Source organism: Streptomyces sp. SAS_272, assembly GCF_052543235.1.
Genome location: NZ_JBMNDR010000065.1, coordinates 1 through 19140 on the forward strand (window position 1 = coordinate 1; position 19140 = coordinate 19140).

General features: G+C 72.4%; 17 protein-coding genes and 1 tRNA gene. 8 read left to right on the forward strand and 10 right to left on the reverse strand.

Annotated elements, in window-relative coordinates; translation table 11 throughout:
- Positions 1–19: 19 nt before the first annotated feature.
- Entirely contained in the window at positions 20–2179 is a 2160-nt protein-coding gene (gene fusA, locus ACN6LD_RS29860; RefSeq protein ID WP_445044824.1) for an elongation factor G, read from the reverse strand.
- Positions 2180–2656: 477 nt separating this feature from the next.
- The gene (locus ACN6LD_RS29865; RefSeq protein WP_445044825.1) at positions 2657–3346 is read right to left on the reverse strand and encodes a nucleotidyltransferase domain-containing protein; all 690 of its coding nucleotides are present in this window, start codon (positions 3344–3346) and stop codon (positions 2657–2659) included.
- 327 nt (positions 3347–3673) lie between these two features.
- Here ACN6LD_RS29865 and ACN6LD_RS29870 point away from each other — a divergent pair, with 327 nt between their 5' ends.
- From ACN6LD_RS29870 to ACN6LD_RS29905, 8 genes are all read left to right on the forward strand, one after another.
- Complete coding sequence (locus ACN6LD_RS29870) at positions 3674–4486, forward strand: hypothetical protein (protein WP_445044842.1); 813 nt, start codon at positions 3674–3676, stop codon at positions 4484–4486.
- 92 nt (positions 4487–4578) lie between these two features.
- Positions 4579–5811 (forward strand): NAD(P)/FAD-dependent oxidoreductase, encoded by a 1233-nt coding sequence (locus tag ACN6LD_RS29875; protein WP_445044826.1) that lies wholly within the window; start codon positions 4579–4581, stop codon positions 5809–5811.
- Complete coding sequence (locus tag ACN6LD_RS29880) at positions 5808–6107, forward strand: (2Fe-2S)-binding protein (protein WP_445044827.1); 300 nt, start codon at positions 5808–5810, stop codon at positions 6105–6107. Before ACN6LD_RS29875 ends, ACN6LD_RS29880 begins: the two co-directional genes overlap by 4 nt.
- Complete coding sequence (locus ACN6LD_RS29885) at positions 6100–7515, forward strand: FAD-dependent oxidoreductase (protein ID WP_445044828.1); 1416 nt, start codon at positions 6100–6102, stop codon at positions 7513–7515. Before ACN6LD_RS29880 ends, ACN6LD_RS29885 begins: the two co-directional genes overlap by 8 nt.
- Positions 7516–7562: 47 nt before the next feature.
- Entirely contained in the window at positions 7563–8516 is a 954-nt protein-coding gene (locus tag ACN6LD_RS29890) for a dihydrodipicolinate synthase family protein (RefSeq protein WP_445044829.1), read from the forward strand.
- 169 nt (positions 8517–8685) lie between these two features.
- Positions 8686–9687 (forward strand): proline racemase family protein, encoded by a 1002-nt coding sequence (locus ACN6LD_RS29895; RefSeq protein WP_445044830.1) that lies wholly within the window; start codon positions 8686–8688, stop codon positions 9685–9687.
- Positions 9688–9792: 105 nt separating this feature from the next.
- A complete protein-coding gene (locus tag ACN6LD_RS29900) occupies positions 9793–10527 on the forward strand; it encodes a GntR family transcriptional regulator (protein WP_445044843.1) in 735 nt (244 codons plus the stop codon).
- A 205-nt stretch (positions 10528–10732) separates the two neighbouring features.
- Positions 10733–12019, forward strand: a complete 1287-nt coding sequence (locus ACN6LD_RS29905; protein ID WP_445044831.1) for a flavin-containing monooxygenase — start codon at positions 10733–10735, stop codon at positions 12017–12019.
- A gap of 246 nt (positions 12020–12265) precedes the next feature.
- On the opposite strand, the gene ACN6LD_RS29910 is transcribed toward ACN6LD_RS29905, so the two are convergent.
- The 8 genes from ACN6LD_RS29910 to ACN6LD_RS29945 form a co-directional block, all read right to left on the reverse strand.
- Positions 12266–13435 (reverse strand): tryptophan dimethylallyltransferase family protein, encoded by a 1170-nt coding sequence (locus tag ACN6LD_RS29910; protein ID WP_445044832.1) that lies wholly within the window; start codon positions 13433–13435, stop codon positions 12266–12268.
- 222 nt (positions 13436–13657) lie between these two features.
- A complete protein-coding gene (locus tag ACN6LD_RS29915) occupies positions 13658–15004 on the reverse strand; it encodes a cytochrome P450 (RefSeq protein WP_319196340.1) in 1347 nt (448 codons plus the stop codon).
- 8 nt (positions 15005–15012) lie between these two features.
- Positions 15013–15606, reverse strand: a complete 594-nt coding sequence (locus ACN6LD_RS29920) for a GTP-binding protein (protein WP_319196342.1) — start codon at positions 15604–15606, stop codon at positions 15013–15015.
- Entirely contained in the window at positions 15581–15958 is a 378-nt protein-coding gene (locus tag ACN6LD_RS29925; RefSeq protein ID WP_319196343.1) for a DUF742 domain-containing protein, read from the reverse strand. The genes ACN6LD_RS29920 and ACN6LD_RS29925 overlap by 26 nt, the downstream gene beginning before the upstream one ends.
- The gene (locus ACN6LD_RS29930; protein WP_319196345.1) at positions 15955–16356 is read right to left on the reverse strand and encodes a roadblock/LC7 domain-containing protein; all 402 of its coding nucleotides are present in this window, start codon (positions 16354–16356) and stop codon (positions 15955–15957) included. Before ACN6LD_RS29930 ends, ACN6LD_RS29925 begins: the two co-directional genes overlap by 4 nt.
- On the reverse strand, positions 16353–17522 hold the full coding sequence (locus ACN6LD_RS29935) for an ATP-binding protein (RefSeq protein WP_319196347.1): 1170 nt from the start codon (positions 17520–17522) through the stop codon (positions 16353–16355). Before ACN6LD_RS29935 ends, ACN6LD_RS29930 begins: the two co-directional genes overlap by 4 nt.
- A gap of 431 nt (positions 17523–17953) precedes the next feature.
- Positions 17954–18038: transfer RNA gene (locus ACN6LD_RS29940), tRNA-Leu, on the reverse strand.
- A 189-nt stretch (positions 18039–18227) separates the two neighbouring features.
- The gene (locus ACN6LD_RS29945) at positions 18228–18926 is read right to left on the reverse strand and encodes a GntR family transcriptional regulator (protein ID WP_319195651.1); all 699 of its coding nucleotides are present in this window, start codon (positions 18924–18926) and stop codon (positions 18228–18230) included.
- Between the last annotated feature and the right edge of the window lie 214 nt (positions 18927–19140).

Genomic DNA, 19140 nt, shown 5'->3' on the forward strand with positions numbered 1-19140 from the left:
GGCCCGGGGGCCCGGGGGCCTACCGCGCCGGCACAGCCGTCGGCGCCGGCGCGTACCCCGTCGGACGGGCCGAGAAGGCGCCGCGCCCCTGGGTCCGGCTGCGCAACCGGGTCGCATAGCCGAACAGTTCGGCCAGCGGCACGGTCGCGGTGACGACGGCCGAACCTCCCCGCACGGTCGAGTCGGTGACCCGTCCGCGTCGGCCGGCGAGGTCGCCGAGGACCCCGCCGACCACACCCTCGGGCACGGTGACCGTCACCTCGACGACCGGTTCCAGCAACACCATCGCGCAACGGCGCAGGGCCTCCCGGAGCCCGAGCCGGCCGGCCGTGCGGAAGGCCGTCTCGGAGGAGTCCTTCACATGCGTCGCCCCGTCGGTCAGGGTGACCCTGAGGCCGGTGACCGGGTGTCCGCCGATCGGGCCCTCGGCGAGGGCGTCCCGGCAGCCGGCCTCGACGGCACGGACGTACTCCTGAGGCACCCGTCCGCCGACGACGGCCGAACGGAACACGAACCCGGTCGCGGTGCCGGCGTCCGCGCCCGGCGACCCGACGACCGACGGTTCGACGCCCGACTCTTCGACGTCGAGCGCTTCGACGTCGAGCACGACATGCGCGAACTGCCCGGCCCCGCCGTCCTGTTTGACGTGCCGGAAGACGAGACCGGACACGCCTTCGGCGACCGTCTCGCGGTAGGTCACCCGCGGACGGCCGACGGTGACCTCCACCCCGAGGCTGCGGCGGATCTTCTCCACCGCGACCTCCAGATGCAGTTCGCCCATGCCCGACAGCACCGTCTGACCGGTCTCCCGGTCGGTCCTGACCACCAGCGACGGATCCTCCTCGGCCGACCGCGCGAGCGCCGACGCCAGGCGGTCGGCGTCGGCGCCGGTACGCGCCTCCACCGCCACCGAGACGACCGGCGCGGCCACCCCGGGCGGCTCGAGGACGAGGGGCGCTTCCGGTGCGCACAGCGTCGAGCCCACGCGGGCCGCCTTCAGCCCGACGACCGCCACGATGTCCCCGGCGACCGCCCGCTCCAGCCGGGCGTGCCGGTCGGCCTGCACCCGCAGGATCCGCCCGATCCGTTCGGTGCGCCGCGTGCCCGACTCCCACACCGCGTCGCCCTTCTCGATCGTGCCCGAGTACACCCTGAGGTAGGTCAGCCGGCCCGTGGGCGTGGCTCCGACCTTGAACACGAGGGCCGCGAACGGCTCGTCCGGATCGGCCCGACGCTGCCCGCCGGCCGCGTTCCGCTGCAGGCCGAGGCCGCGGACCCCGCCGCCGGCCGGATCGACGCCGCGTACCGGCGGCACGTCCAGGGGCGACGGCAGATAGGCGACGACGGCGTCGAGCAGCGGCTGGATCCCGCGGTTGCGGTAGGCCGAGCCGCACAGCACGACCACGCCGTCACCCGTGCGGGTGAGGTCGCGCAGGGCGCCGGAGAGCGTCCCCGCCGACAGCGTCCCTCGGTCGCAGAACTCCTCCAGGGCGGCCGGGTGCCGCTCCGCCACGGCTTCCTCCAGCAGCCTGCGCCGGCGCAGCGCCTCCTCCCGCAGCTCTTGCGGGACGGGCGTGTCGACGGCCGTGTCGCCGCCGTCCGCGCTCCAGGTCAGCGCCCGCATGCGCAGCAGGTCGACGACCCCCTCGAAGGCGTCCTCCGCCCCGATCGGCAGCTGTACGACCAACGGCACGGGGTGCAGGCGGGCCCGGATGGACTCCACCGCGGCGTCGAGATCGGCGCCCGCCCGGTCCAGTTTGTTCACGAACACGATCCTGGGCACGCCGTAGCGGTCGGCCTGCCGCCACACGGACTCGCTCTGCGGTTCCACGCCGGCCACGGCGTCGAACACGGCGACCGCCCCGTCCAGCACTCGCAGGGACCGCTCCACCTCGTCGGCGAAGTCGACGTGCCCGGGGGTGTCGATCAGGTTGACGCGATGGCCTTCCCACTCGCAGCTGACGGCCGCGGCGAAGATGGTGATCCCGCGGTCGCGCTCCTGGGGGTCGAAGTCGGTGACGGTGGTGCCGTCGTGGACCTCGCCGCGCTTGTGCGTGGTCCCGGTGGCGTACAGGATCCGCTCGGTGACGGTGGTCTTGCCCGCGTCGACGTGGGCGAGGATGCCCAGGTTGCGGACGGCGGAGAGTCGGGTGAGGTCACGATCGAGGTCGGTGCGCACGGCCCTTGGCCTTTCGGGATGTTCCTGGGAACGGGCGGCGCGATGTGCCGGACGAGGGCGGGGAGCCGCAAGGGCTCGGACGGTCGCGGCGGCGGATCCGACGATGACGGATCGTCAGAAATACCGCGTTGAACGCCCCTTGTCCGCTCGGAGGCTCGTCAGGCGATCCGGTGCCGGCCGCGCAGCGGGCACCGGACGCACGAGGACACGAGGATCACCTCGTAGCGGGAGCGGGGAGCGACGACAGCGGTGTGCTCACGCATGGCCGGGCTCCCCTCGTGTGTCGTGTCGCGGTACGGCGCGCCGCCCTGCAGCGGCCGCGGTCGATCTGCAGTGAGTGTAGGAAGCGAAGGGCCGGCCCGGCACGCGATTTATCGTCGTCCAGGGGGCGGAGGCCGCGGCGACGGTGCGCGAGGCACGCCTCGGCCTCGGCCCGAACGGGCGTGCCGTCGACGGTGCGCGGCGGCGGGGACAGGACTACGCCGCCGCGTAGAACCGCCTGCGGACCCGGCGCAGCCAGGCGTCGGCGGCGCTCTCGTCGGGCCGGTCCGGCAGGACGCTTCGCGTCTCGGCGAACGCCTCCTCGAAGCGGCGCAGCAGCGGCAGCGCGGCGTCGGGATCGGCGGCGACCTCCTCGCCGAACCGGTGATAGCTCTCCGGGTCCTCGACCCTGATCGTCAGCCGTCCCGCGGAGTACAGCTCGTACCCCTGGGCGCACAGCCGCTTGAGGTGCCGGGCGTGCTTGGCGCTGCGTCTGCGGCTGTCCGCCGCGGGAGCGCCCTCGCCGCGGTTGCGCAGTCGGCGGAACTGCTGGGTCGCGTACCCGAGATAGGCGTCGCGCACCCGCTGGGCGCTGAGCAACGTCGTCCGCAGGCCGATGAGTTCGTCGCCGAGCGGGGTGCGCACCTCGTACAGCTCGTCGGGCAGCCACACGAGTTCCATGACGGTCGGATTGCCTCCGAGCGCGAGCCGGCACCACTTCGCGGCCTCGTGCAGTGTGCGGTCGGGCGCCGTGCTGACGTGCGACTCCTTCGGGGTGTGCAGGCCGTGCAGCTCCTCGGTGGGGGCGGCGAACATGCCGAGCCGGTCCACGTCGGAGCCCTTGTGGGCGAGGCCGTAGGCGGTCGAGCCGACGATGCCGGACAGCAGGATGTTGGTGACGGTCACAGGCGCTCCCCGGTCGTTCCCCCGACGATGATCACCCCGGCGCCGCGATCGGGCGACGGGATCGCCATGATGCCCTGCGTCGGATGAGCACCACCTCGTATTTTCCCGGCCGGCCCCGCGGACGCCGGGCGGGCCCTCGCCGGCGTCGCGGCTTCACCCGTACGACTCGTTGCGCTGGTAGAGCGGGCCGGCCGGTGGTGCCGTGGAGGGCAGGGCAGCCGACCCCGTCCTCTGGAGGTACCCGTGACCGCCCCTCGTCCGTCGTCCCGCCCGACCTGCCCGCCCCGCCCGTCCGGACCGGCGGGACCGACCCGTCCGGGCCGCCCGGTGCGGGCGCTGACCGCCGTCCTGGCCGCCGGCACGCTGCTCGCCACGGCGGCCGCGTGTTCCGGCGGGGAGGACGGCGCCTCCAGCGCATCGGGCGCCTCGAGCGTCGCGGCCTCGCCCGTGGCCGAACGGACTGCCACCGCGTCCCCCGGCAAGAACACGCTCACCTCGGCCGGCGCGCGGACCGCTCTGATCACCGAGGGCGACCTGGAGGACGACTGGACGCAGGTGACGGAGAAGCAGGCGCAGTCCTGGGAGGACGAGCTGCTCATCGGCACGGTCGACGCCCAGCAGTTCCTCACGGGCAAGACGCAGGCCGCCGACTGCCAGCGGCTGCTCGACGGGCTGTACGGCGACGACCTGCTGGGCCGCCCGTCCGGCGCGTCGGAGCTCACCGGCTTCACCGAGGGCGACTCCCGGCTGCTGTACCAGGTCGCCGCCTACGACCGGGACGACCTCGACAAGTCCCTGGACTGGCTGGGGTCGCTGCCCGACGAGTGCGACCAGTTCACCGCGAAGGGCTCCGCCGGAACTCTCACCGTGCAGGTCGTCGAAGCCTCACTGCCGAAGTCGGGGGACGCCCGCGAGGGCATCACCGTGACGGTGAAGGGGACCTCCGGCGGCTCACCGGTCACCCTCACGGTGGACGTCGCCGCCGTACGGGTCGGGGACGACGCGATCACCGTCACCAACGGCGGGTACGGCGGCGCGGACCACGACAGCACCAAGGACGCGGTGAGCCACGGCGCCACCCGGCTCAAGGACGTCCGGGAGGGCCGCACTCCGGCCCCGGAGCCCAGCGAGTTCGACTGAGCGCACCGGGTCGGCACAGCGGCCGGGCGCCGCGTCGGCGTGCGCCCGGAGACCGTCTTCCTCGGCACACCGCCATGTGACATATTACTGGCGTGACCAAGCGACCGAGCGGTGACGTGGTGATCGTCGGCGCGGGCATGGTGGGCGCCGCCTGTGCGCTGTACGCGGCGCGCGCCGGTCTCGATGTGATCGTGGTGGACCGTGGCCCGGTGGCCGGCGGCACCACCGGCGCCGGCGAGGGCAATCTCCTCGTCTCCGACAAGGAGCCCGGGCCGGAGCTTCAACTGGCTCTGCTGTCGGCCCGGTTGTGGCGCGAGCTGGCTCAGGAGGAGCTCGCCGCGGCCGTGGAGTACGAGCCCAAGGGCGGCCTCGTGGTGGCGTCGACCGCGGAATCCCTGAGCGCCCTGACCGTCCTCGCGGCCGGACAGCGCGCCGCCGGGGTTCGGACCGTCCCCGTCGACGCGGATCGGCTCAGGGACCTGGAACCCCATGTGGCGGACGGACTCGCCGGCGGGATGCTGTACCCCCAGGACGCCCAGGTCATGCCCACCCTCGCCGCCGCCCACCTGATGCGCGCCTCCGGCGCACGGCTGGAGACCGGCCGTACGGTGACACGGATCCTGCGCGGCCCCGACGGCGCGGTGCGCGGGGTGCGGACCGACCGCGGTGACGTCCTCGCACCCGCTGTGGTCAACGCGGCGGGCGTCGGAGCGGCGGAGGTCGCCGCCATGGCCGGCGTCGAAGTCCCCGTGCTGCCCCGCCGTGGCTTCGTCCTGGTCACCGAACCGCTGCCGCCACGCGTACGGCACAAGGTGTACGCCGCCGACTACGTGGCCGACGTGGCGAGCGACTCGGCGGCCCTGCAGACCTCGCCGGTCGTCGAGGGCACCGCCGCCGGGCCGGTGCTGATCGGTGCGAGCCGCGAACGGGTCGGGTTCGACAGATCCTTCTCGCTGCCGGTCGTGCGCGCCCTGGCGGCGGGGGCCACCCGCCTCTTCCCGTTCCTGGCGCACGTCCGGGCGATGCGCACCTACGTCGGCTTCCGCCCGTACCTGCCCGACCACCTGCCCGCGGTCGGCGCCGACCCGCGGGTGCCCGGACTGTTCCACGCCTGCGGACACGAGGGCGCCGGCATCGGACTCGCCACCGGCACGGGCCGGCTCCTCGCGCAGACGCTCACCGGCGCCGGCCCGGAGCTGGATCTGGCGCCGTTCCGGCCCGACCGCTTCGACCAGGTCGACAGCCCGCACCGCTCCCCGCGCCCCGGCCGTCCGGCCGGACGGTCCGGCCGTGCGGGACCCTTCAGCGAGGAGGCCTCCCCGTGAATCCGTTTCGGTTGGTCCGGGCCCGTCCCGGCGCTCCGTTCACCGTCACCTTCGACGACAGGGAGATCGAGGCGCTGCCCGGGCAGACGCTGGCCGCCGCGCTGTGGTCGTGCGGTGTCACCGCCTGGCGCACGACCCGCGGGGCGGGCCGGCCGCGCGGGGTGTTCTGCGGGATCGGGGTCTGCTTCGACTGTCTGGTCACCGTCGACGGCCGACCCGACCAGCGGGCCTGTCTGGTGCCGGCCGCACCGGGGGCCGTCGTCCGCTCGCAGGCCGGGTGGGGCCACGATGAGTGAGCGCCGCGCCGTCCTCGCGGTGATCGGCGCCGGCCCGGCCGGGCTCGCCGCCGCTCTGGCCGCCGCGGCGCGAGGCGTGCGCGTGGTGCTGATCGACTCCGCCGCCGAGGCGGGCGGGCAGTTCTACCGGCAGCCCGCGCGCGGCCTCGGCGCCCGCCGACCGGAGGCGCTGCACCACCAGTGGCGTACCTGGGAGCGCCTGCGCGCCGGACTCGACGCCCACCTCGAGGCAGGTCGCGTGACTCATCTGAGCGATCGTCATGTCTGGTGTGTGGAGCGCGAGTCAGGCTGTCTCGTCGTGCACGCGCTGCTCGGCCCGCAGCAGACGGAGTCCGTCGCGGTGCGGGCCGACGCGGTGCTGCTGGCGACCGGCGCATACGAGAAGGTCCTGCCGTTCCCCGGCTGGACCCTGCCCGGAGTGGTCACCGCGGGCGGCGCGCAGGCCCTGCTCAAGGGGGGCCTGTCGCTGCCCGGCCGTACGGCCGTCGTCGCCGGCACCGGCCCGCTGCTGCTGCCCGTGGCGACCGGCCTCGCGGCGGCCGGCGCCCGGGTCGTCGCCCTGGTGGAGTCGGCCGGCCCCAAGGGCCTCGCGCGCAGCGCCCGCGCCTGGGCCGCGGCACCCGCGAAGCTCGCCGAGGGAGCGGCGCTCGTGGCACAACTGGCCCTGCATCGCGTACCGGTGATGTCCCGTCATACGGTGCTGGAGGCCCATGGCGTCGACCGGCTGGAGTCGGTCACCGTGGCCGCGCTGGACGCCGCCGGCCGTCCCGCGCCCGGCAGCCGGCGGCGGCTCTCCTGCGACGCCCTCGCCGTCGGCCACGGTCTGCTGCCGCACACGGACCTCGCGGACGGGCTCGGCTGCCGCCTCGACGGACCGGGCGTGTGGGTCGACGCCGAGCAGCGCACCGACGTGCCCGGAGTCTGGGCCGCGGGCGAGACCACGGGCGTGGGCGGCGCGACGCTGTCGCTGGCGGAGGGCCACATCGCCGGACGCTCGGCGGCGGCGCGACTGACGGGGCGGGTCCCCGACCCCGGGGGCTGGGCCCCGGCCGCCCGGACCCGTGACCGGCTGCGGGCGTTCTTCACCGCACTGGACGCCGCGTATCGCGCGCAGCCCGTCCGGTGGACGCAGCAGGTGACCGACGAGACGGTCGTGTGCCGCTGCGAGGAGGTGCCCGCCGGCGCCGTCCGCGAGGCCGTCGGCACACTCGGCGCCGGTGATCTGCGCACCGTGAAACTGCTGACCAGAGCCGGCATGGGCTGGTGTCAGGGCCGGATGTGCGAACCCGGCGTGGCCGGCGTGGCGGGCTGCGCGCTCACCCCGGCACGACGGCTGCTGGCCCGCCCGGTGCCGCTCGGCGTCCTGGCCGACCCGGCCGACCCGGCCGACCCTCCGGCAGCCCCGTGACATGTCACATCTCACCCCTGATTCACCTCTCGTGAAGGGACCCGCGCATGACCACTCCCGCCACCCCACCCGCGCCCGCCCGTCCCTCTGCCGCCGCCCCGACTCCCGGCGCCTCTGGGCGACGCCCCTGGCACGGCGTCCTCGTGGCCACCGCGCTGCCGCTCGACGACGACCTCCGCGTCGACCACGACCGGTACGCCGAGCACTGCGCCTGGCTGGTGGCGAACGGCTGTGACGGCGTCGTGCCCAACGGCTCCCTGGGCGAGTACCAGGTGCTCACTGCCGAAGAGCGCGCCAGGGTGGTGGAGACCGCGGTCGCCGCCGTGGGCGGGGCGCGCGTCATGCCCGGGGTCGCCGCGTACGGCTCGGCCGAGGCGCGCCGCTGGGCCGAGCAGGCGGCCGGGGCGGGCTGCTCGGCGGTGATGCTGCTGCCGCCCAACGCCTATCGCGCCGACGAGCGGGCCGTCGTCGCCCACTACGCGGAGGTGGCCCGGACGGGTCTGCCGGTGGTGGCGTACAACAACCCGATCGACACCAAGGTCGACCTTGTGCCCGAACTGCTGGCGCGCCTGCACGGCGAGGGTCATATCCGCGCCGTCAAGGAGTTCTCCGGTGATGTGCGCCGCGCCTATCGCATCGCCGAACTCGCCCCCGAACTGGATCTGCTGGTGGGCGCGGACGACGTGCTGCTGGAGCTGGCCGTGGCCGGCGCGAAGGGCTGGGTGGCCGGTTACCCCAACGCGCTGCCGAGGGCCTCGGCGGAGCTGTACCGGGCGGCCGTCGCCGGAGACCTCGCCACCGCGCTCCCCCTCTACCGCCATCTGCATCCGCTGCTGCGCTGGGACTCGCGCGTCGAGTTCGTCCAGGCCATCAAGCTCTCGATGGACGTCGTGGGCCGGCACGGCGGCCGTTGCCGTCCGCCCCGGGTCCCGCTGCTGCCGGACCAGGAGGCGGCCGTCCGCGCGGCCACGGAGAAGGCCGTCGCCGCCGGCCTCGCATGACGCGCCCCACGCGCGTCGCCGAGCCACGGCGGAGGACCGCCCCAGACGACCGCGGCAGAGGACCACAGCAGACCACCAGGGCAGAGGGTCACAGCGGCCGGCCGTCGGCCGCATCACCCCGCGGCGCACGCCGCACGGCGGTCGCCCGCACGGCACGGAAAGGGACTTCATGCGCAGCAAGCTCGTCCTGCACGCCGTCGACTCGCACACCGAGGGCATGCCGACCCGGGTGATCACGGGCGGCATCGGCGTCGTCCCCGGCGCGACGATGAACGAGCGGCGGCTGTGGTTCCGCGAACACCGGGACGACGTCAAGCAGTTGCTGATGAACGAGCCGCGCGGGCACTCCGCGATGAGCGGCGCGATCCTGCAGCCGCCCACCCGGCCGGACTGCGACTGGGGCGTCCTCTACATCGAGGTGTCCGGCTATCTTCCGATGTGCGGCCACGGCACGATCGGGGTGGCGACCGTCCTCGTCGAGACGGGCATGGTCGAGGTCGTCGAACCGGTGACCACGATCCGGCTGGACACCCCGGCCGGACTCGTCGTCGCCGAGGTCACGGTCGAGGACGGGGCGGCCACGTCCGTCACGCTGCAGAACGTCCCCTCCTTCGCGGTCGCGCTGGACCGCAGGGCGATACTGCCCGACGGCCGCACAGTGACCTACGACCTGGCGTACGGCGGCAACTTCTACGCGATCCTGCCTCTGGAGGAGTTTGCTCTGCCCTTCGACCGCGCCCGCAAGGACGACATCCTGCACGCCGGACTGGCGCTGATGAAGGCGATCAACTCCGAGGAGGAGCCGGTCCATCCGCAGGACCCGTCCATCCGCGGCTGCCACCACGTGCACCTGTACGCTCCCGGCGCCACCGCGCGGCACTCCCGGCACGCGATGGCCATCCACCCCGGCTGGTTCGACCGCTCGCCCTGCGGTACCGGCACCAGCGCGCGCATGGCGCAGTTGCACGCGCGAGGTGAACTGCCGCTGCACACCGAGTTCGTCAACGAGTCCTTCATCGGCACGCACTTCACGGGCCGGCTCCTCGGCACGACGGAAGTCTCCGGCCTCCCGGCGGTGCTGCCCAGCTTCACCGGCCGCGCCTGGATCACGGGGACGGCTCAGTACCTGCTCGACCCGACGGACCCGTTCCCTGCGGGCTTCGTGCTCTGACCGTCGTCCGGCCCGCGCCCCGTGAAAGACCTTGCCGAGGCTCGCGGCCGACCGTGCTGGATACTGGTGGCACGTGACATGGCACAGCGTTCCGAGGAGATCCCCATGGCCCCGCGCACCGGCAGCCGGACACCCGCCTCCCCGGCACCCGCACAGGCTGCGGCGCCCGAGGCGCCCGCGCCTTCCCTGCCCGTGCTCGGCGGCCGCCGGAGCAGCTACCGCGAACGGGTCGCCGACGCCCTGCGGGCCGCCCTGATCGCGGGCGAGCTGCTGCCCGGCGAGGTGTACTCGGCGCCGGCCCTCGCCGTCCGCTTCGGCGTGTCGGCGACCCCGGTGCGCGAGGCGATGCTCGACCTCGCGAAGGAGGGCCTGGTCGACGCCGTCCCGAACAAGGGGTTCCGGGTCACCGAGGTCTCCGACCGGCAGCTCGACGAGTACACCCACGTCCGCGCCCTCATCGAGATCCCCACCGTGGTCGCGCTGGCCACCACAGCCGACCCGGTGTCCCTGGAGGCGCTGCGTCCGGCGGCCCGCGAGATCGTCGCGGCCGCGGTCGCGGGCGACCTCATCGCCTACGTCGAGGCCGACACCCGCTTCCACCTCGGTCTGCTGGCCCTCGCCGGCAACACCCATCTCGTCCAGGTGGTACGCGAGTTGCGCGGTCGTGCCCGGCTGTACGGACTGACCGCCCTGTCCGCGTCGGGACGTCTGCTGGCCTCCGCCGAGGAACACCTGGAGCTCCTCGACGCCCTGCTGGCCCGCGACGAGCGGGCGGTGCGCGAGGTCATGACCCGGCACCTGGGGCATGTCCGGGGCCTGTGGGCCGCCGCTCGCGCGTAGCCCGCCGCTCGCGCGTGGCCGGCCGCCCGAAGTGGGCGGCTCGCCCCACGAAGTCCGCCCTACCCCGCGCTCCTTCCCGCGCCACCACGGCTCCTCGCGCACGGCTGTGATCCTTGTCGCGGCTGCGCGAAGCGTGATGGGTGTGCCGAACGGGCATGCAACTGCCCGTGCGCGAACGATCGGTGTCTTTTCTGTGGGGGAACGCGTGAGCCTGTGTGTCATCGGTGCTGGACTGTCGGGACTGGCGGCCGCACACGCCCTGAAGTCCGAGGGCGTCGACTTCGTGGTCCTGGAGCGGGCGCCCGAGGTCGGCGGGCTCTGGCGGCAGCCGCAGGCCGGCGAACGCGGGCCGGGCTACCTCTCGTTGCACCTCAACACCAACAAGAGGCTGACCGGTTACGCCGACTACCCGATGCCCGACTCCTACCCCGTCTACCCGAAGCACAGTGACGTCGCCGCGTACCTGCGCGCCTTCGCCGAGTGGGCCGGCGTGACGGACCGCATCGAGCTGCGGACGACGGTCGAGTCCGTCACCCGCAACGCCGGCGGTTCCTGGACGGTGGTCAGCCAGGACGCCCGGGGGCGGCGCGCCACACGCGACTTCAGCCAGGTCGTCGTCGCCTCGGGGCACAACACCGAGCCGGTCCTGCCCGCTCCGCTCCCGGGTTCCGACACATTCGAAGGTGCGGTTCTGCACGCTCTCGACTACCGCGACGGGAGCGACTTCACCGGCCGGCGGGTCGTCGTCGTGGGGCTGGGCGCCTCGGCGGTGGACATCGCCGCCGACCTCTCCCGGTACGCCGCACAGACCGTCCTGTCCGTACGCCGGGGGCTGCACATCGTGCCCAAGCAGCTCTTCGGCATGCCGTTGGACGACGTCGCCGAGGCGTCGTGGTGGACGGCCATGAGCCTCGCGGAGCAGCGCCGCTTCATCGAACAGGCGCTGCTCGTCGCGCGCGGCAAGCTCTCGGACTACGGGCTGCCCGAGCCGGACCATCCGATCTTCGCCTCGGCGGTGACCGTCTCCGACGAGATCCTCACCCGCATCCGGCACGGCGGGGTCGTCCCCAAGCCCGCGATCGAGCGCCTCGACGCCGACCGCGTGGTCTTCACCGACGGCACCTCCGTGCCCGCCGACGCGGTGGTCCACTGCACCGGGTACCGCATGGCGTACCCGTTCCTGCCGCCGGGCTGCCCGATAGGTCCGCAGGGGTCCGTCGAGCTGTACAAGCGGGTCGTCGCACCCGACCACCCCGGTCTGCACTTCGTCGGCCTGGTCCGCCCGCACGGCTCCGTCACCCGTCTTGTGGAGGCCCAGTCCCGTTGGGTGGCGCGGATCGCGTCGGGCAGGGCGACGCTGCCCGAGCGGGAGGTCATGCGCAAGGAGATCTCCGGCTATCTGGACGGCATCGCCGGCCAGTACGGCCAGGTGCAGGGTGCGTCGATCCAGGTCGACGTCGCCCCCTATCTGGGGGAACTGCAGGCCGAGTGAGGCCGCGTCACCTGGCGTCCACGCCGACGCAGTCGAGCGCGGCGCGTCCGTCCACAGGAGGGGGCGTCCGTTCACCGGAGGGGGGGCTCCGTCACAGGAGAGGGCTCCGTCTCAGGAGAGGGCTCCGTCCACCGGAGGGAGGCGTCGCGGCGGCTTCGCGATCCGTGCGGTCGAGGGGAGCGGCTCGACGGCGTGGCGCACAGCCCCCCTCGGCGTCCTCGTCAGCGGGTGCGGGTCACCACGCGTTCACGCCTCGGCGGCCACGGGGGCCGGGGGCGCGGCGACGGGCGGCACGGCGGCCGGCACGGCGACCGGCGGCAGAACCGTGGGCGGCCGGACCTCGTACGCCTCCGAGGAGATGTACGTCATCACCCGCGGCGGACGTCCCCGTTGGTGGGCCAGCCCCAGATAGGCGACGAGGCCCACGCCGTCCTCCGGCTGCCGCGAGGTGACGGCGGCCGAGGCGCGCCGCACCGAGACCGGGTCGATGCCGTAGCGGGCGTGCAGTGCGGCGGCCCGGTCCAGTGCCACGCCGTCGTGGCGGGCGTAGTCGCGGACCGGGATGTAGACGGTGAAGCCGCTCGGCAGGCCGGTCCTCGTCTCGGTGAAGGCATGGCACGTCTGGACGGGCCGGCGGTCGAGCTGCGGCTTGTGCTCCTCCCCCGCCACGATGCGGAAGAACTCCTCGATCTCCGCGGTGCCGGGGCCGTCGCCCGTACGGGACAGGGCGCCCGCCTCCGCGGCCGACAGGTCGTCGTGCGCCAGATAGACCTTCACCCGTGGCTCCGCCCAGTCACCGAGGTCCAGGGCGAAGAACAGATGGCGGTCGCCGTCGGGCAGCGCCTTGAACGCCTCACGGTGACCGAGTCGTTTCAGCGCCCGCCGTACGGTCTTGGCGGCCCGCTTCTCTCCGGAGGCCGCGGGATTCAGATAGGCCTTGACCCTGGGGACGCCGCCCGCACGCAGCTCCAGCGCGCACCAGAGTGCCAGCGGTCCCTGAGGCGACGGCGGGAAGAACAGGTCCTCCAGGTCGTCGAGCGGATCGGTGCCGAAGCCCCAGCGGCGGCCCATCTCGCGTATCGCCCGCAGTCCGGTGCGGCCGTTGTCCGTCAGGTCGCCGGCGCCCGCCCCCGGCTCGAGGAGCACCCTGAGGGTCGGCGGCGCACCCGGTTCACAGGAGAGTGAGAACTCCACGGGGGTGTGGTCGTCCGAGAGGAAGCTGCGGCTGGGCGGCGGCAGCTCCAGCGGTCGCTGTGCGATCGGGCCCAGCACGTCGAGGAGTGTGCGCGCGTAGACCTCGGAGTCGGCGGCGGCCAGACCCGCGATATCGCTCAGTCGCAGTAACTGACGGGCCGCGTGGCCGCCGAGCGTGCCCGCCGCCGGCTCGCCCGGGGCGCCGGGGCCCCGGGTGGTCATCGGAGCTCGCCCTCGGGAACGGGGCGGACAAGAAGATACCCGCCTGGGGAGGCGGGTATCAGGGGGTGCACGACGATGGGGTGACGTATGAAATCGGCGTCGGCGGATCTGCGGTCCACGACATCTCCTCTTACTCACGGGGAACACGGAATATCGCGTTCCTCACTACCCCTGCGGTTGAATCGTCATGCGGTGATGCGGAGTTGACGGGTGTTGTCTGCGTCACCTCGTCAGCCAGTTGAGGAACTGGCTCCACACGCCTCCGCGTTCGTTCCTGCCGCTCGCCGGGGCGGTGTACTGCGGACGCGCCGGGGCTTCCCTGCGGACCGGCGCGGGCCGTTGGACGATCTGGACCGGGGTGAACTTGGCGGGCAGCACCGTGAGTCCGCGGTTGAAGGGGCCCGGCCGCCAGGTCAGGCTCTCGGTGGGCACCGCCAGCTCGACGTCGGGCAGCTTGTTCAGCAGGTTCTCGATGGCCGTCACGGTGATCTGCCGGGCGGGTTCCTTGGACGGGCAGGCGTGCGGGCCCGCGCTCCAGGCGAGGTGGGCGCGGTTGCTGCCGGCCTGGCGTGCCGCCGTCAGCGCCGGACCGGTGTTGGCCGCGGCATAGCTGACCAGCACGAGGTCGCCGGCGTGCAGCTTCTGTCCGGCGAACTCCATGTCGGACGCCGGGTAGTGGGCGCCGAGGTTCTGCATCGGCGGGTTCTCCCACAGCGTGTCGTCGATCGCCTCGTCGATCAGACCGCCCTGGTGGGCGTACGCGTCGTGGGTGAGCAGACGGTGCAGCGTGTTGCCGATGAGGTTGCGCAGCGGCTCGTTGCCCGCCACCAGCAGCAGGGCGATCTGGTGGACCATCTCCTCGTCGGTGAGCTTGGCCGGGTGCTGCATCAGCCACGAGGGGACGTCTTCGCCGGGCTTGGACCGCTTGAGCGCGACGAGTTCACCGATGGCCCCGAACATCACCCCGACCGCCTGCTCGGCGTTCACGCCGTCGAACATGCCGGTGATGCCGAAGACGACGCGGTCGCCGATGTCGGCGGTGCAGCCGAACAGCTCGTTGAACACGAACAGCGGCAGCTGTTTGGCGTAGTCGCCGAGCAGATCGGCCGAGCCACGCGAACCGAACTGCGAGATCAGGTAGTTGGAGACCTGCTCGGTGGTCTGGCTCAGCTTGCGCGAGTCGACGCGCGCCATGCTGTCCGTGATCGCCTGGCGCAGCCTGTGGTGCTCGGCGCCGTCGCTGAACATGGCGTTGGGCCGGTGGGCCAGCAGCGGTGCGACCGGGCTGTCCGCAGGGATGCGGCCTTCGTTGAGGTCCCGCCAACGGCGCGCGTCCTTACGGAACGCGCCGGAGTCCTGGAGCAGTTGGAGGGCGAAGGCGTAGTCCGTGACGAGGGTGGCCTCGACCCCCGGCGACAGCTCGACGGGCGCGGTGGGCCCGTAGTGGCGCAGGTAGCTGTAGTAGGCCTGCGGGTCGGCCGCGAAGTCCGGCCCGTAGAGCGGCACCCTGCCGTCGGCCTGGTGCGCCGGGCACCCGGGCGGAGGCACGGGTGCGGTGGGTTGTTCCATGTGTGCTCCTAGTGTGCACGTTCCTGCAGATGGCGGACGAGGGTGATCAGCGCGTCGGCCGACGACCGCTCGTCTCGCGCGTCGCAGGTGACGACGGGGGTGTCGTCGAGCAGGTCGAGTGCTTCGCGCAGAGCGTTCTCGTCCCGCGGCGGGGCGCCGTCGAAGTGGTTGACGGCGATGGCGTAGTCGAGTCCGTACTGTTCGATCAGGTCGATCACGGCGAAGGAGTCCGCGAGCCGCTCGGGGTCGACGAGCACCAGCGCGCCGAGCGCGCCGCGCGCCATGTCCTCCCACATCTGCACGAAACGCTGCTGGCCCGGCGTTCCGAACAGGTAGAGCACGACACGGTCGCTGATGGTCAGCCGGCCGAAGTCCATGGCGACCGTGGTGGTGGTCTTGCCCTGAACGCCCTTGAGGTCGTCCACCGCCTCGGCCGCCCGGGTCATCGTCTCCTCGGTCGTCAGCGGCTCGATCTCGGAGATCGCCCCGATGAACGTGGTCTTGCCGACCGCGAAGTGGCCCACGACGAGGATCTTGACGGCCGTCTGCGTCTCACCGCGGCGGACGTACGCCTGCTCATCCAAACTTGGCCCTGAGACCATTCAGCACCTCCTCCAGGATGTCCCGGTCGGCGAGCGGAGCCCGCTGGACGGGCGGACGGGTGATGAGGTAGCCGCCCTCGGTGAGCGCGGCCAGGAGGATCTTCACCACTCCCAGGGGCAGCTGGGTGTGCCCGGCGATCTCGGCGACCGACAGGTAGCCGGCCGCGCACAGGTCCAGCAGCTTCTGTTCCTCGGGGGACAGCCTGGTGGGCCGCTGCTCGTGGTCGGCGACCGCCGTGACCAGTGTGATGAGGGACAGCTGCCCTTCGTCCGGCAGCCCGCGCCCCTTGGTGATGACGTACGGACGCACTAACTCCGGCGTCTGCGGCTCCAGTTCCCCGTAGCCCGTCATGACCGCACGCCGAGGTTCTCGCGCGGCGGCGTGGTGAGCGCCTTGCCGAGCTGGCCTACGAGCTGCTGCATCCGGAAGGTGATGTCCGCCATGTCGACGTCCGGGGAGGCGGAGACGCCGAGGTAGGCGCCCTCGCCGGCGGAGATCAGGAAGACCCAGCCCCCGTCGAACTCGACCAGCGTCTGCCGCCAGCGCATCTGCGGGTCCTCGCAGAAGAAGGCGAGCGAGCGGCTGAGCGACTGCACACCGCTCATGGCGGCGGCCACCCGGTCCGCGTCGTCCTTGTCGAATTCCTGCGTCCGTGCCATCAGCAGGCCGTCGGCGGAGATCAGGACGGCGTGCAGGGCCCCGGGAATCTCCAGGGCGCTGTCAAGCATCCATGACAGATCGTCATTCACGAGAACTCATGCCCTTCGCTGCTTGCACCACGGGTGCTCGACTGTTCCGCCGGGTCCGTCTGCACGGCCCGGCCCGACCGGGTACCGCGCTGGAAAGCGCCCATGATCGCCGCCGTCTCCGCTCCCGTCCGGGGGGCGCCGGAGGCACTCGACGCGCTGCCGGGCACGATGGCCATGGGCCGCTTGCGGCGCCGCTTCGGCAGGCCGTCGGACGTGGTGGTCGCGGTCAGCGCGGTCTCGGGGCCGCCGCCCACGGCGGCCGTCGAGGCAGCGGGAACGACCGGAGCCGGTTCCTTCTGCTCGGGCGCATTGGTGAGCAGGTCGTGCGGCAGGAGGAGCACCGCGCGGACGCCGCCGTAGGGGGAGGTGGAGTCCACGGACACCTCGAAGCCGAAGCGCTCGCTGAGCACGCCGATCACCGCGAAGCCGAACTGCGGGGGGTTGCCGAGGCCGGAGACGCCCGACACCCGCTCGCTCGACAGGAGCTTGTCCGCTCGGGCGCGCTCCTCGTCGTTCATACCGACACCGGCGTCGTCGACGACGATGCAGATGCCCTTGGGCACGGTGCGAATGTTGATTTCGACGACGGTGTCCGGGCTGGAATAGCTGGTGGCGTTGTCGAGCAGCTCGGCGAGGGCCAGTGCGACGGGCTCGACGGCTCGGCTCGTGATGCCGAAGTCGACCTGGGAGAGGATCTCCACCCGCCGGTAGTGGCGCACCCTGCCCTGGGCGCTGCGCACCACGTCGTAGACGGACGCGACATCGCGTGCGCGTCCCAGCCAGCCGTCGCAGAGCACGGCGATGGACTGGGCGCGCCGGCCGAACTGCGAGTTCGTGTGGTCGATCTCCAGGAGGTCCTGGAGGATGACCGACTCGCCATATTTGTTCTGCAGCCGGGAGACGATCAACTGCTGTTCCGCGGCAAGGCCCTGAAGGGTCCGCATCGCGGACTTGAGGACCGTTTTCGTAGCCTCTTCGGCTCTTTCCTGAGCAGCCTCGACAGATTGCGCGTACTCGTTCTCCAAGGCGGAGTAGTGGGATCGGAGCCCCACAATCTCCTGCCTCAAGGCACGCGCCGCCCTGCGCTGGCGAACAATGAGGGCGACTGCGATGAGTACGGCGGCGAGGAGAGCCCAGAGTACCGGGTTCCGTATGTAATCAGTCATAAGACTCTCTTCAGGCGACTGACGGCCAGTTGCTGAATTCCCGTCGACACGGGTGGACCGGCGGACCGCCCGCACGGGGATGACCCCCGGACTGTCCCCCGTAGCCGGAGATGTCGTCTCGCACCCATCCGCCCGCCCACAAGCGAGCGTGATCGTATCACCACAAGAAGGAACCACAGACCGCCAATATCCCCACCGAGATGAACATTGACGAACCGTCAGTCGTACTGGTGGGCGACGGTGGAACGACCACGCAATCGCCTTTGTGACAGCTACGTCAAGCAGCGCGACACGACAACCGATAAGCGGCCTTCCGCGACATTCCGGAGGTAATGGATACCGAAAACAACAAAACCCGCATCCGGCGGAACGCCGAATACGGGTCATTGCAGGGTCACCGAGTGAAATCCACTCGACACGGAGAGTAAAAGTGTCCGAGGGGGGACTTGAACCCCCACGCCCGATAAAGGGCACTAGCACCTCAAGCTAGCGCGTCTGCCATTCCGCCACCCGGACCAGGTGTCTGTCGCCGTGCGAAGTGACCCCCGCGGCGACACGGACAACAATACCAAGCTTTCGACGTGCGCCTCACCTGCATATCCGCTGGCCGCGCAGGGTGACGGAGCCCTCACCGCGCCCCTCCCCCGGCGCCCGCCGCTCACCCACCCGGGTGCCCCGACGCCCGACCGGCCCCGGGTCAGGGCATCAACCGGCGCTCCGGGAAGGTCCGGACGTGGCGCGGGCGTGGTACGAACTCCGGGTGCGCTCGGTGTGCTCGCGCATCAGCCGGGTGGCCCCTTGTTCGTCGTGGGCTGCGATGGCCGCGATCAGGTCGCGGTGCTCGATCCACGACTGGTGGCCGCGCTGCCGGGCGATCGGCGTGCAGTACCAGCGCACCCGGCGGCCGACCTGGGCCGCCAGTTCGGCGAGGACCGCGTTGCCCGCGAGCTCGACGACCTTGGCGTGGAAGCGGGCGTTCAGGGCGACCGCGGCGTCCATGTCGTCCTCGCCGACGGCCGGCACACCCTGCGCCACGATCTCGTTCAACGCCGCAATGCCGGACTCGTCCGCGTGCGCGGCCGCGAGACGCGCGGCTTCGGCCTCCAACAGAGTGCGCACGGTGAGGAGTTGGTCCGCCTCCTCCTCGGTCGGCTCATGCACGAACGCGCCCTGCGCGGGCCGGAGATCGACCCATCCCTCGGTGTTGAGCCGCTGCAGCGCTTCGCGCACCGGCTGCCGTGAGACACCGAGGCGACCGGCGAGCTCGCTCTCGACGAGGTGCCGACCGGACTGCAGAGCGCGGGTGGTGATGAGTTCGAGCAGCGCCTCGTAGACGCGGTCGCGCAGCGGGCCGGGCCGTTCGAGCCCCGGCGCCGCGCCAAGGGGCAGTCCTGTGAACACCATCGGTCGGTCCCTCCTGGGCGAACACCGATCGGCTGCGGCCGGAAGGCCACGTCGTGTCGCCCGCCGTCCCGAACGACCGCGGACACCGGAACGACAGCGGACACCGGAGCGCACGGACGCGGACGACCGCGGACCGAGGGCGCACGAACAGATCGTGCACCCGACCGGTGCGCAAAAGCCCGTGCGTTCAGCCGGTGCGTTCGGCTGGACAACT